Source organism: Collimonas fungivorans (assembly GCF_001584145.1).
Taxonomy (GTDB): Bacteria; Pseudomonadota; Gammaproteobacteria; order Burkholderiales; family Burkholderiaceae_D; genus Collimonas; species Collimonas fungivorans.
In genome coordinates, this window is record NZ_CP013232.1 from 4,591,804 (window position 1) to 4,605,800 (window position 13,997).

Below are 13,997 nucleotides of genomic sequence, written 5' to 3' on the forward strand. Positions count from 1 at the left end.
GAGCGGTCAACTGCCGAATCTAGGATCTTGTAAGCATAAAATAAAAAAGGCGCATCTGTCGATGCGCCTCAAATTACTTCGTTATGCACTCCCGGCTGTTTAGACAGCTTCATTTGGAATGCACGGTCTCCTCAGTATCCCCGGTATCAATTACCGTTCTTATGCACCACCACCTACAATCCTGTTTATTCAACCGCGCTGGCAAATCCCTTTGCCGGACGCTTAAAAAATCTGAATTCCGTGCCACATAAAACCACCTGCCGGAAACCGCAATCCGGTTCAACTAGCTGCTTGCCGAATTGCCGCTTTTACAAGCTGCAATCTCTAGTGTGGTCGCACTGTAACAGGTGTTACCCGGATTTAACAAATAATTTATATGAATCATTTTGACTAAACAACATAGGTTTACACTAAACCCTTATCAAACTAATACTCATCAATTTTCACCAAATTTCCATACGGAAACAAACTTTAGCGCCTAGCCCCGGGAATTACTCAGGAAGGCCTGGCGTGTCGACAATCGGGCCCGCTTTCTAACAATATCCGCCACTCCATGTATATCGTCAACCTGTTGTTTCCTGATTTTTCGCTGATCCTGCTGGGAGCGGTCTTGCACCGCATCAGCAACTGGGGCGCCGAGTTCTGGACCGGGGCGGAAAAGCTGGTGTATTTCCTGCTCTTCCCCGCCCTGCTGTTTTATTCCACCGCCCGCACCCCGCTCAGCTTCGACACCAGCGGCAAGATGCTGATGGTCGGCATGGCCGCGCTGCTCGGCGCCATCGTCCTTACCTGGCTGGGCAAGCCGTGGATCAAGGCCGCGCCCATGGACTATGAATCCGGCATGCAAACCGGCTACCGTTTCAATTCCTACATGGCGCTGGCCCTGGCGGCCAGGCTGGGTGGCGAGCAGGCCACCGGCATGATGGCGATGCTGATCGGCTTTGGCGTGCCCTTGTGCAACCTGGCCGCAGTCCATGCCCTGGCGCACAAAAGCGGCGGCCTGCTCAAGGAACTGGCGCGCAATCCGCTGCTGATCGCTACCGCTTGCGGGCTCTTGTACAACTTGTCTGGATTGCCGCTGCCGGAAGTCGCGGGCGCGGTCTTGTCGCGGCTCGGCAACGCCGCACTGGCGCTGGGCTTGCTGCTGGTGGGAGCGGGCTTGCGCCTGAGCGGCGTACAACGGGCCAAGGCGCTGGCAGGGTATTTCCTGGCGGTCAAGCTGCTGGCGCTGCCGGCCATGGCCTGGCTGCTGGGGCAATGGCTGGGACTGGCGCCGTCGCAATTGCAGCTGGTGGTGCTGTTCTGCGCCCTGCCTACCGCCTCCAGCGCTTACATCCTGGCGGCCCGGATGGGCGGCAATGGCCCGCTGGTGGCGTTCATGATTTCCGCCGGCACCATGCTGTCGGCGCTGACCTTGCCGTTCTGGCTGTGGGTGCTGCAGCACTAATCGATACCATGCTGCTGCAACGCCCACGCTACATGCTCGCGCACCAGCTCGGACGGATAGTCGCTGCGCTGCTGCAAGGCGGCAATGATCTCTGGCGAGCCGGCGCCCGCCGCTGCGGTATTGCCAAGGCCGACCGCTATGTTGCGCAGCCAACGCAGGTAACCGATGCGGCGGATCGGACTGCCTTCCATGCGACTGTTGAACTGCTCCTCGCTCCAGCCGAACAGCTCCACCAGCGTAGCCTGGTCGAGGCCGTTGCGGACATCGAAATCGCCCAGCGCCGATGGCTGCGCAAACTTGTTCCATGGACAGAACAGCTGGCAATCGTCGCAGCCGTAGACGCGGTTGCCGATCAGCGGCCGCAATTCCACCGGGATGCTGCCTTTCAGCTCGATCGTCAGGTACGAGATGCAACGGCGGGCGTCGAGCCGGTATGGGCCGACGATCGCCTGGGTCGGGCAGACATCGATGCAGGCGCTGCATTGCCCGCAATGCGAACTGATGGCTTGGTCGACAGGCAACGGCAGGTCGGTCAGGATTTCGCCAAGGAAGAAAAACGAACCGGCCTCGCGATTCAGCAGCAAGGTGTGCTTGCCGCGCCAGCCCAGGCCAGCCTTCTGTGCCAAGGCTACCTCCATCACCGGCGCCGAATCGGTAAACACCCGATAGCCGAATTCGCCGATTTCGCCCTTGATGCGGTCCGCCAGCTGCTGCAAACGCGAACGCAGCACCTTGTGATAATCGCGGCCGCGCGCATACAGCGAGACGGTGGCGCTGGCGGCGGCGGCCGGCGCCAGCCGCGCCTGCTCGCGCGGCCGCCAGTTGCCCTGATCGTCCTGATAGGCGCGCGGCAGGTAATCCATGCGCACGGCTATCGCCCGGATCGCGCCGGGCACCAGTTCGGCAGGCCGGGCGCGCTTCATTCCGTGCGCTGCCATATAATCCATCTCACCGTGATAACCCAGCTCCAGCCATGCCTCGAAGCCAGCCTCCTGCTGCGCCAGGTCGACATCGCTGATGCGGACATCGGCAAAACCAAGCTCCCGCCCCCAGGCTTTGATGGTAGTAGCTAGCGCGCTTAGATTTTGGTCGATTACTGCCATGGCTGGTGTGTTTCAGAAAGACTAGATACAAAGGACTATGTTACGAGATGCCGCATTTTACAACCCACCTGCATGACGAGGCCGGAACCAACGCGCTGGGCGCCGCCTTGGCCAGGGCTTTGCTGCCCGGACTGGCGATCCACCTGCACGGCGACCTGGGCGCCGGCAAGACCGCGCTGACCCGCGCCCTGCTGCATGCCGCCGGCCACCAGGGCCACGTCAAGAGCCCAACTTACACCTTGGTGGAACCTTATACGATCCAGATAGCCCAACAGGCGGTCGAGGTGATGCACTTCGATTTGTACCGGATGGCCAGCCCGGATGAATTCCTGGAAGCCGGTTTCCGTGAATACTTCAACCCCGACACCATCTGTATCGTCGAATGGCCGGAAAAAGCGGACACCGCGTTGCCGCCGCCCGACATCAGCGTATTACTCAGTGTTTCCGGTGTTTCCGGCAAGGGACGTGATGTAGAATTGCAGGCGTTATCTGATAAGGGTAGTCAATGTCTCGCTCGACTGAAATTTGCACCAAACCTCTAAAATCAAAAATCCGCCGCACCATCCTCAAGGCCGGCAGTACTTTGCTCATTTCAGTACTGGCGCCGCTGTCGGCGCGCGCCGCGCAGATTGTCGCGGTACGGGTCTGGCCGGCAGATGACTACACCCGCGTCACGCTGGAAAACGACGCTGAACTGAAAACCACCCATTTCCTGGTGCAAAATCCGGATCGCATGGTGGTCGACATCGAAGGCATCGAACTCAATCCGACCCTGAAAGAACTAGTCGCCAAGATCCAGCCTAACGACCCCTATATCAAGCAAGTCCGGGTCGGCCAGAACCGCCCGAATGTGGTGCGGCTGGTGTTCGACCTCAAGGAAGAAGTCAAACCGCAGGTGTTTACCCTGGCGCCGGTAGGCGGTTACCAGCACCGGCTGGTGTTCGACCTGTATCCGGTCAATCCGCCCGATCCGATCCAGGCGATGATAGAAAAAGGCGAATGGCCGTCCGCCAACCCGGGTGAAATCGCGCCGCCGGTGGCGCAGACCAAGCCAGAGCAAAAACCGACGCCACCGTTGCAGCCGCAGCCCGAGCAGCCGCCGGTCGCCCGCATTGACCCGAAACCAGATCGCACCACGACCCTGACGCGCATGATCACGATCGCGCTTGATCCCGGCCATGGCGGTGAAGATCCGGGCGCCACCGGGCGCGGCGGCAACCGTGAAAAAGACGTGGTGCTGTCCATCGCCAAACGGCTCAAGGCCAAGATCGAGCAGCAGCCGAACATGCGGGTGATGCTGACGCGCGATGCCGATTTTTTCGTGCCGCTCGGGGTCCGGGTGCAGAAGGCCCGCAAGGTGCAGGCCGACCTGTTCGTCTCCATCCATGCCGACGCCTTTGTCACGCCGACCGCGCGCGGCTCCTCGGTATTCGCCTTGTCGGAAAAAGGCGCCAGCTCCACCGCTGCGCGCTGGCTGGCCAACAAGGAAAACTCGGCCGACCTGATCGGCGGCATCAACATCAAGAGCCATGACCGCCAGCTGGCCAGCGTGCTGCTGGATCTGTCGACCACGGCGCAGATCAACGACAGCATGAAGCTCGGCAGCGCTGTGCTGAGCGAAATCGGCGGCATCAACAAGCTGCATAAGGGCGCGGTGGAACAAGCCGGTTTTGCGGTGCTGAAAGCGCCTGACATCCCGAGCATCCTGATTGAAACCGCCTTCATTTCGAATCCGGAAGAAGAAGCCAGGCTGACCGACAATGCTTACCAGGACCAGATGGCCGATGCGGTCCTGAAAGGCATCAAGAAGTATTTTGCCCACAATCCGCCGCTGGCGCGGAATCGTCTGACCTAAGCTGGCAGGCGGGGACAAAAAAAGGGCGCGCTGCAAGTTTGCAACGCGCCCTTTCTTCATCCGGCGTCGGCAGCGTTTATACGCCGCGCATTTTTTTGTAAAACTTCCACAGGCCGCCCAGCGCCACCGGCACCACCGCCGCGCCGACGCCGATCAGCACGATGGTGTTCAGGTGATCGCGGATGACCGGGATGTTGCCGAAGAAGTATCCGGCGGAAACCAGGCCGACCACCCAGATCAGGGCGCCGGTGATATTGAAGAACTGGAATTTGGAGAAAGTCATTTCCGACACGCCGGCCACAAACGGCGCAAAAGTCCGCACGATAGGCACAAAACGCGACAGAATGATGGTCTTGCCGCCGTGGTGTTCATAGAACGCGTGGGTTTTTTGCAGGGCCTTCTTGTCCAGCCATCGATAATCGTGGGTGTAGACCTTATGCCCGATCAGGCTGCCTATCCAGTAGTTGAGCGTGTTGCCGGTGGTGGCGGCGACGATCAGCAGCCCCATCAGCACCCAGATGTTCATCTCGCCGCTGGCGCAAAACGCCCCGCCGATGAATAACAGGGTGTCGCCAGGCAAGAACGGCAGCACCACCAGGCCGGTTTCGCAGAAAACTATCAGGAACAGGACCATGTAGATCAGGCTGCCATATTCCTTGATCAAGAAGCCAAGGGATTTGTCGACATGCAGGATGATGTCGACGAATTGCATAAAGTCCATAGTCCGTGTTCCTCAGTTAAGCGCTTTTATGATTGGAAAGTCTTATGCACACTGACTTTCTTTTGTTGAATAAAGTTCACCTCTTTGGCAGCAGCGCTGCCAGGAAACCCGGACCACTTTTCCTCAGGGTGCGCCGGAATAATACACTACCGAAGACAGCGCAAACTGAGATTTGGCAATTGCCAGCGCCGGCACAGGCGCAGGCAACCGCCGGCCCCGGCTTCGGCTGCAGCTTCGGTATAATCGCTGCATGAATCCACCGCTCTCCCCTATCCGCGCCATCCAGCAGCTGCCCGACAACCTGATTTCGCAAATTGCGGCAGGCGAGGTGGTCGAACGGCCGTCCGCCGTGGTCAAGGAATTGCTGGAAAACGCGCTCGACGCCGGCGCCAGCCAAATCACGGTGCGGCTGGAACAAGGCGGCGTCAAACGCATCGCCATCACCGACAATGGCCGCGGCATAGCACCGGAACAGCTGCCGCTGGCGCTGGCGCGCCATGCCACTTCAAAAATCAGCTCGCTGCACGACCTGGAAAATGTCGCCACGCTGGGATTCCGCGGCGAAGCGCTGGCGTCTATCGCCTCGGTATCGCAGCTGACCCTGACCTCGCGCACCGCCGACGCCGCCCACGCCTCGGAAATCGACGGCAGCACGCTGGCCGTGACGCCGTCCTCCGGCGCCCAAGGCACCACGGTCGACGTCCAGGACCTGTATTTCAATACCCCGGCCAGGCGCAAATTCCTCAAATCTGAGCAGACCGAATTCGGCCACTGCGCCGAAGTAGTGCGACGCATCGCACTGGCGCGCCCTGATGTATCGTTTTCGCTGACCCATAACGGCAAGACTGTCGACCACTGGAACATCACTGAAATCGCCAAGCGCAGCGCCAGCATCCTCGGCAACGAATTCGCCAACGCCCGCCTGGCGCTGGACGAAGGCGCCGGCCCGCTGCGCCTGCACGGTTTTGTCGGCTTGCCGACCGCCTCCAAGGCGCGCGCCGACGCCCAGTACTTCTACGTCAACGGCCGCTTCGTGCGCGACAAGCTGCTGGTGCATGCCGTGCGCGCCGCTTACCAGGACGTGCTGCACGGCGACCGCTACCCGTCGTATGTGCTGGGGCTGGACCTCGACCCGGCGCTGGTCGACGTCAATGTCCATCCCTCGAAAATCGAAGTGCGCTTCCGCGACAGCCGCTCGGTGCACCAGTTTGTATTCCACGCGGTCAGCCGTGCGCTGGCGCAAACCTCCGCCACCTCGTTCGGCGCGACGCCGGCGCCGCTGCCATCGCCCAGCGGCGCGATGCCTTGGATACGCGGCTCGCAGGAACACCTGCAAGCGATCCTGCAACCCAATGCTCAGGTACCTCAACAGCAGACCTCGTTCGGTCCGCAATTTGTCCCAGCCGCCAATGGCGTGGCGCAAACCACGGCCAATTACGGCGCGCTGTTTTCCGGCAATGAACGTAGCGCGGACGGCGCCCCGGTTTATCCGGCAACGCCGCAACTTGCCAGCCAGACCCTGCCGAGCGACGATTTCCCGCTGGGTTTCGCGCTGGCCCAGCTGCACGGCATTTACATCCTTGCGCAAAACACCAAAGGCCTGGTGCTGGTCGACATGCACGCCGCCCATGAACGCATCCTGTACGAGCAGCTGAAAGGCGCATTGGACGAGGATGCGATGCAGGTCCAGCCGCTGCTGATCCCGGTCACCTTCTTTGCCGATGCGGTGGAAGTCGGCACCGCAGAAGAAAACCGCGAAACCCTGCACGCGCTGGGCTTCGACATCGCCGCGATCTCACCCACTACATTGGCCGTGCGCTCGGTCCCGGCCCTGCTGAAAAATGCCGACGCCCAGACCCTGGCGCGCGACGTGTTGCGCGACGTGCGCGAATTCGGCGGCTCGCGGGTCCTGGTCGAACGCCGCAACGAACTGCTCGGCACCCTCGCCTGCCATACTGCGGTACGCGCTAACCGCAGCTTGACGGCGCCGGAAATGAACGCCCTGCTGCGGCAGATGGAAGCCACCGAACGCGCCGACCAGTGCAACCACGGCCGCCCCACCTGGAGCCAGCTGGCGCTGTCGGACCTGGACAAATTATTCTTGCGCGGCCAATAAGCGGTATGCCTTCTCAACCCGCAACATCAACCTCGGCCACAGCGAAGCCGCTGGTAATCGCCATCATGGGCCCCACGGCTTCCGGCAAGACCGCCGCCGCACTGAAAATCGCCAGACATATCCCGTCCGAAATCATCTCGGTCGATTCAGCCCTGGTGTACCGCGGCATGGACATCGGCACCGCCAAACCCAGCCGCGACGAACTTGCGGCGGCGCCGCACCACCTGATCGACATCATGGAGCCGACGCAATCCTATTCAGCCATGCAGTTCCGCGACGACGCGCTGCGCCTGTCTGCCGAGATCCATGGACGCGGCAAGCTGGTGCTGATGGTCGGCGGCACCATGCTGTATTTCAAGGCCTTGCGCGACGGCCTTGACGACTTGCCGCAAGCCGATCCCGCACTGCGCGCCAGGCTGGATGCAGAAGCCGCCTTGATCGGGGTGCCCGGCATGCACGCCAAGCTGGCGCAGCTGGACCCCGTGACCGCCGCCCGCCTGAAACCCAACGACAGCCAGCGCATCCAGCGCGCCCTGGAAATCATCGAACTGAGCGGCCAGACCATGTCCTCGCTGCTGACCGACCGGCCGGCGCCGGATCTGCCCTTCGACATTTTTCCGATCGCCTTGGAACCGTCAGACCGCAGCGTGCTGCACGAGCGTATCGCACGCCGCTTCGACCTGATGCTGGATCCGCAAAGCGGCGGCCTGGTCGGCGAAGTCAAAACCCTGCGCGCCCGCGGCGACCTGCACCTCGGCCTGCCGTCCATGCGCTGCGTCGGCTACCGCCAGACCTGGGAATACCTGGACGGACTGTATGGCTACCAGGAACTGCGCGAAAAAGGCATCGCCGCCACCCGCCAGCTGGCCAAGCGCCAGCTGACCTGGCTGCGCTCCATGCCGGAACGGATCGTGATCGACTGCATTGGCGACCATGTTGCCGATACGGCGCTGGAGACTGTAACAACAGCCCTCAAGCAGCGATAACGCTACGAAATTGCCCTTGGGAAGCGTCCTGAACCTGTTTTTCTTGACAGCATTTGGAGAAATGCTTCATAATTTAGGGCTTCATTGGTGATATAGCTCAGTTGGTTAGAGCACAGCACTCATAATGCTGGGGTCGGTGGTTCAAGTCCACCTATCACCACCAAGAACACGTTTCAAGAAGTCCGGCAACGTACAAAAACCCGCCTTTAGCCTTGTGCTGATGCGGGTTTTTTGTTGCATGACGTCCGGCATCGTCGATTTGCATTTGATCTTTTTGACGGTATCTACATACACCGCGGAACAGGTGCCGTCAAAATGACAAAATTAGCCACTCCGTCCACATGCAAGCCATTCGAACAATACATATCTGTCGCCTGTTCTGAATAAAAGACGTGATTTGAGGGACGCAAGCCAGGTTTGGCACACTCATTGATACCGAATAGCGGGATGACATCTCGATTTAGGGCAGACCTTTTTATCAATCATAACGTTGTAGTCTTCCAATCTCTTACGTCCATCGCCTGAATCAGTCGTATAGATAAAACGCATACTTGATTGATATGGCAGATATGGGCGGGCTGACTCATTCAGCAGCGGCTTTATCAGTGCAGCGATACTCAGTGCGAAAACAACCGCGATTTGAATGGTTTTATGTAATGGCCCTATGGTTTCCCATGTCTTGTATAACAAGATTCCTTGAGCTACTACCACAAAATATTGGGTTCGATTCCAAAGCAGGGGAAATTGCCAGAAAACCGCTTCTACAATGATCATCAAAAGCAACGAAAGCATCAGTGATTTTTCTAGGCGAGAATTGACATCGACAATTTTTGAAAAATAAAAAAAAGTAAAAATATTAACCAGAAAATATACTGTTGCACCCAAGCTTTTGGGAGCAGGTCCGATGCTCTGATAGTCCTGAAGTTTTTTTGCGATAAAGCTGAAATGAATATGCTCAGTTATTTTTCCCAAAGCATCGAACAAACCAAATCCGGAAAAGAAAAAGGCTGCCAGACCCAGCAAAATTGGAATTTTGAATTCAATGATTTTTTTATAGCCAAAAGTGAGAAATATCGGGGCTAGCATTACGCTGGAATACTGAAAACACACCCCAATCAGGAACAGTACTAGTGTAGAAAAATACGTTGATTTGTCGAACCTGATGAGCGCCAGCATGATGAATGACAGTGCGATCGACTGCCTGGCAATCCCCATCTGAACCAACAGATATACCCAGCAAAAATAAATGGCAAATGAAAAAATAACGTTCGCCCGGCAGTACCTGACAAAAACATAGAATGTGATGCCATTAAAAAGAGCGACGATAAAGTAAAGCGTCTGGATCGTGCCGCCAAAAGTCTTTATTGTTGAAAGCAAGATGACGAATAAAGGCTCCATTGGTTTAAGCGCATCTGGCAGATGAAAAAAGGATAATCGCAAAAGCGTAGGCGCCGCTGCCACCGCTTGCTCATAAGCGATCCAATCATATCCAGTCTCCCAGCGCAAACCCGCAAGCCCCACAAAAGCGAGGATGACAATACCGGCCAGCAATGGATACAGATCTTTACGATATTCGGTAACAAGGACAAAAAGCCAAAAAACAAACGCTAGGGATAAGTAAAAGATCAAATTTCCACCATTCTTTATCAGTCAAAATAATATTGCTTTTAAGTAAAAATTATAACTGACTAACTCTTGCCTCCGTAGTCGACGATAGCTATACCCTGCCCGTTACAAAAATGGCCTGTCTAAGACAGGCCATTTTTGTTTTATCACACACTAAATCCGTCAGGCATCATCGTCCAGCCCAGCAATCGGCAGTGCTTGCTGCGGGTGTCGCCCCGTTCTTTGTAGTTCTCGTGCCAGTGTTATCCAAAAGAAAAGTCCCGCATTTGTCGTTTTTCACCGGCGCCGCCGACAGTGTAAAAGTGCTGGCGCTCGACGCACTGATAGTAAAAGCATATTTGGGGTTGGCGCTCGCTGGCATTGCTGGCAAGGTAAGGGCCGCGCCTCCGGGCTGATAACTATTGTTAACGGTGTACTGCTGCTGCATCCAGTTGGCATACTGCAGCAATGCCGCCATTGCACCAGCTCGATCGCCACGCTGCACGTAGGACCGATAACTAGGGACGGCAACGGCGGCAAGAATAGAAATCACCACTACCACGATCATCAGCTCGATTAACGTAAAACCACGCTGCTTGTTTGCATTTCTGAATTTCATCGATATCCCCTTGATTCAAACCGGTATCTATATTTCTTAATTTGGCTTGATCGATAATTGTCGCCAGCGGCGCACTGCTACACCAGACAGCTTCACGTCAAGGCAACTGACCACCCCATCAACACCGACCGTTCGTATGCACTGTGGCGACGGAGGTGGATTCGGCGGCCATACCCCACTACCTGTCGTACCCGGAATGGCAGCCGCACTCCAGTTGGTACCGGTTGTCGTCCCAGGCTGGGTTATCTGGTACTGCGGTGCATAAGCTCCTGTCAAGAAATTCACGCCCATGCTAAATGACACCCCGCCGCCAGCACAAGGATCTGTAGTATTCGGAGTAAACGAAGTCGTCAGCAAGAGAATATTTTTCTGAAGCTGCAGATCGCCGACGGTGCGCTCGCCCGGGTCAAGATAATCGATGTACCAGCCACGTTGCGATGCCCATGCAATGGGATTCTTACTCAGGGTTCGGCCTACTGCGGTTCCCCCGATCGAAACGCTCGTCAAAACTTGCGCCTGCAGTTGGCTACGGCCAGTTACAGCTGCTGCTCCAGGTTTATCCCAGATGCCATACACGCTCTGAATTGCGGTGGAGGCTAGATCTGTCGTCTCATAGAATTTCCCTGTACCGATCATCACCATATAGCCGCCCATCGGATGGACTGCCAATAACGGTTTTTGTACAATCGGCTGGATGACAGAATTCGCATTCTTCGCAACAAACAATGAACTGGCGGTCCATTTCGTGGTATCGGTAGCATTGCTTAAATCAAATTTCCAGAGATTTCCTTGCAAATCCCCTGCATACGCACCAACCAGCTGACGGCTGGCATTGAACAACAAGGCTGGAGCCGATAAGCCGTTCGGCGACGTGGAACTGCCTACCCCGGTGTCAATTTTTTGAATCAGAGCGCCTGTCTGGACATTCACCATATATAACACCGCATGACCATTGGCACTGTTGTAGCCATTGCCAAAAATCGCTGCCCATTGCCCATTGGCCAGCAGCACCACAGCCGGAGCACCTAGCACATTGCCCATATCGGCATCGGTACCGGAGTTATTGTATTCCCACATAACACTACTCTTGTTCAAAGAGCCCGGCGCCGTGACATCTATCGCAAAAACGCTGTTCGCACCGGCTCCAGTAGTCCCCAGCAAAATATTCTTCCAGGTGCTGCCGATATAAGCGTCCCCTTCCGCCAGCGGTCCATCAACAAAATAGTGATGGCCGTAATTGGGATCGCTCAAGGTTTTCAGATTCGGGTAAACACTGTTCGGTACAAAAGCGAATTTTTCAGTGCCGTCGCTTGGGGAAAACGCGTGCAACATGCCATCGTTGGCGCCCACATACAACATCGCGCTACGCGTAGCCTTGGTGTTGTTAACAAAAGTTGTATAAGCGCTGCCACCGCCATTTGCCGTCGGCAACACCGAATATCCCGAATCGCTGGTTTGGACATACAAGGGCGCCGAGTTGACGATATCTCCAAGTTTATACTGGCGGTAACGGAAGGTCCCGGTGCCAGTGCCGTCAGACGCCTGCTCCAGGGCCGAATTACCTCTCAGGTAATCCACGACATCGCTTGATCCCAATGCGGTTTGCTGGCTGTTGGTGCCAGATGTCAAATTGCCCCAGGAAAAATCGACGCCGGCTTTCGAAGTAGGATTCCAGGTAACGATGTTCCGTTTCGTATGATCCGCAGGCAGCAATGTCGCGGCGTCCCACTGAAATGCTCCTGTAGATCCATCAGTTGTAATAGCATTGGCCGTCAAGTGCCCGATCCAGACGCCCGCATCAAAACTCGCGGTGTAAGCATACGTGTTACTTTGAGCAACACCACCCTGGTTATTCGCCTGGCCGCCGCCGGAACCTGTGCTGCGGCCGATTTCTGCCAAAATACTGTTAAGGCCGGCCCGCAGGGCCTGAGGGCTCTTTGCGCTGAAATAGCTGCCATGGCCGTTGACCGCAGCATGCCATAAATCATCAATTGCCGACTTGCTGTCCGCCGCAGGTTTCGGCCAGTTGGCGGCTCCGTTCTTGATGTCAAAATAAGCGCCGCTGGTTGCAGTCTTATAATCCGATCGATACGTTAGCTGGCCGTTGGCGCCAAGACCAATGGTATGAGTCGTCATGTGCTGCCAGGTTGCGGGGTCGGTCGCCGTCGCTTTGATTTTTCCTGCCGTACTGCTGATCCCCGACCTGATGCCCACGTCGGTAACCCAATATTTCATCGCTGTATCTGCCAGCGTATTCGAAGAGGCTGTCGGGCCTTGATAAAAAGGGTTTGGGAACTGACTGCCTGTCGTCAGCGCACCGCCAGAAACCGGATCCTTGGCGACCGGCGCCGGCAACGCAGGCACCTTGCCATCCTGGTCGCCTATTGAGGTCGGAACAGTCCCGTTCCAATAACCGTCTGTCGAAAGTATCGTGAAATTGGCCTGGCATTTCAATTGAATCGGATCCGGCGTCCCACTTGGCGCGCCGTTTATGCCGTTACCTGTGTAATATTGTCCTACCTGATTCAGGGCATCAATGAGCGGTGTCCCACCGGACGGTACGATGGCGTACAGTTTGCTATACCACTTGTTTTTTTGAGTGGTATCGAAACTGTTCAGCGCCAGAAAATTGCTGGAGTTGGCGTTAATCGTCGCAAAGCCGACGCGGAAACGATTATTAATGCCGGCGAACGCCAATCCCAGCGAAGTTTTTGTCATCAGAATCCGCGTCCGATAGTAAGAAAACCAGTTGGCAAAGTTTTGAAGTTCTTCGGCATAGCTGCAACTGGTTGTGCTTGCAACGCAATCCTTGCGATCTGCACCGCGTGGATATGTAGCGCCAGAAACAATATCTACACGTTTATAGTTCGTGAGGGAATTTTGAGAATCCGAGCCATCCGGTATCCCGCTTCCTGCTACTGTCGATACTTTGGCTCCGGTTTGGGTCCCTTTTTCCGTTCCTATCCAGTTGTAATAAAAGGCATAGCGCGCGCCAAGGGTTGGATAATTTGAGCTCTTGCTAGCCTGACAGTTCGAATTTGTGGCAAAGGACTTTGCAGCATAGAGCGGGAGAGTGATGGGCGATCCGTAGTAACACGTTGCACTCAAATCGCTTAACGTAGTAGTGGTATTCAGATAGGGATCAATAATGGTAGTCTTGGTGTTGGCAGGAGACATGGAACTGACTCCGTCAACCTTCGACACCCCCGGCGTGTACAGAATCGCTGGATTGTAGTAAATCTGATTCCAGCTGCTGGAGTAATAGGCGAGCTTGTCTTTAAGGCCATCAGCATTATTTGGACCAGTCGCTGTATATTCGTAGGTAGCATCTTCACCGGTAACGCTTCCCCACGCCATACTGCCGGAATTGTCCAGCATGTACATGATGTTTGGCGGCGGCGGCACCGGCAGGAACAGCGGCGCTTGGGCGATTTCAGCGAGCGCTACTCCCGAGATCGCGGCCATTCCCAGGCATGCGCAATGCGCGGCCAGCTTCAGCAACCGGCCAAGCGGCATATGCCGCGATACACTCATTCGTAACATGA

10 protein-coding genes and 1 tRNA gene are annotated in these 13,997 nt (G+C 56.4%); 6 read left to right on the forward strand and 5 right to left on the reverse strand.

Going from position 1 to position 13,997, the window contains the following annotated elements; all coding sequences use genetic code 11:
• Nucleotides 1-553: 553 nt before the first annotated feature.
• Complete coding sequence (locus CFter6_RS20150; RefSeq protein WP_061541432.1) at nt 554-1,447, forward strand: AEC family transporter; 894 nt, start codon at nt 554-556, stop codon at nt 1,445-1,447.
• On the opposite strand, the gene queG is transcribed toward CFter6_RS20150, so the two are convergent.
• Complete coding sequence (gene queG, locus CFter6_RS20155) at nt 1,444-2,550, reverse strand: tRNA epoxyqueuosine(34) reductase QueG (RefSeq protein WP_061541433.1); 1,107 nt, start codon at nt 2,548-2,550, stop codon at nt 1,444-1,446. The two genes, CFter6_RS20150 and queG, sit on opposite strands and share 4 nt — an antisense overlap.
• Nucleotides 2,551-2,597: 47 nt before the next feature.
• On the opposite strand from queG, the gene tsaE reads away from it, so the two are divergent.
• Both tsaE and CFter6_RS20165 read left to right on the forward strand, forming a co-directional pair.
• Complete coding sequence (tsaE, locus tag CFter6_RS20160) at nt 2,598-3,092, forward strand: tRNA (adenosine(37)-N6)-threonylcarbamoyltransferase complex ATPase subunit type 1 TsaE (protein ID WP_061541434.1); 495 nt, start codon at nt 2,598-2,600, stop codon at nt 3,090-3,092.
• Entirely contained in the window at nt 3,056-4,405 is a 1,350-nt protein-coding gene (locus CFter6_RS20165) for an N-acetylmuramoyl-L-alanine amidase (RefSeq protein ID WP_061541435.1), read from the forward strand. The genes tsaE and CFter6_RS20165 overlap by 37 nt, the downstream gene beginning before the upstream one ends.
• Nucleotides 4,406-4,481: 76 nt before the next feature.
• Here the strand turns inward: CFter6_RS20165 and CFter6_RS20170 are convergent, their stop codons facing one another.
• On the reverse strand, nt 4,482-5,126 hold the full coding sequence (locus tag CFter6_RS20170) for a VTT domain-containing protein (RefSeq protein ID WP_061541436.1): 645 nt from the start codon (nt 5,124-5,126) through the stop codon (nt 4,482-4,484).
• Between the two features lie 250 nt (nt 5,127-5,376).
• Here CFter6_RS20170 and mutL point away from each other — a divergent pair, with 250 nt between their 5' ends.
• The 3 genes from mutL to CFter6_RS20190 all read left to right on the forward strand — a co-directional run bounded on the left by mutL (nt 5,377) and on the right by CFter6_RS20190 (nt 8,391).
• Entirely contained in the window at nt 5,377-7,242 is a 1,866-nt protein-coding gene (mutL, locus tag CFter6_RS20180) for a DNA mismatch repair endonuclease MutL (RefSeq protein ID WP_061541438.1), read from the forward strand.
• Between the two features lie 5 nt (nt 7,243-7,247).
• Nucleotides 7,248-8,228 (forward strand): tRNA (adenosine(37)-N6)-dimethylallyltransferase MiaA, encoded by a 981-nt coding sequence (gene miaA, locus CFter6_RS20185; protein ID WP_061541439.1) that lies wholly within the window; start codon nt 7,248-7,250, stop codon nt 8,226-8,228.
• An 86-nt stretch (nt 8,229-8,314) separates the two neighbouring features.
• Nucleotides 8,315-8,391, forward strand: a tRNA-Met gene (locus CFter6_RS20190).
• 263 nt (nt 8,392-8,654) lie between these two features.
• On the opposite strand, the gene CFter6_RS20195 is transcribed toward CFter6_RS20190, so the two are convergent.
• From CFter6_RS20195 to CFter6_RS20205, 3 genes are all read right to left on the reverse strand, one after another.
• Nucleotides 8,655-9,857, reverse strand: a complete 1,203-nt coding sequence (locus tag CFter6_RS20195; protein WP_061541440.1) for an EpsG family protein — start codon at nt 9,855-9,857, stop codon at nt 8,655-8,657.
• Between the two features lie 166 nt (nt 9,858-10,023).
• A complete protein-coding gene (locus CFter6_RS20200) occupies nt 10,024-10,452 on the reverse strand; it encodes a type IV pilin protein (protein ID WP_061541441.1) in 429 nt (142 codons plus the stop codon).
• Nucleotides 10,453-10,488: 36 nt separating this feature from the next.
• Complete coding sequence (locus CFter6_RS20205; protein ID WP_082814896.1) at nt 10,489-13,995, reverse strand: pilus assembly protein; 3,507 nt, start codon at nt 13,993-13,995, stop codon at nt 10,489-10,491.
• Nucleotides 13,996-13,997 lie beyond the last annotated feature (2 nt).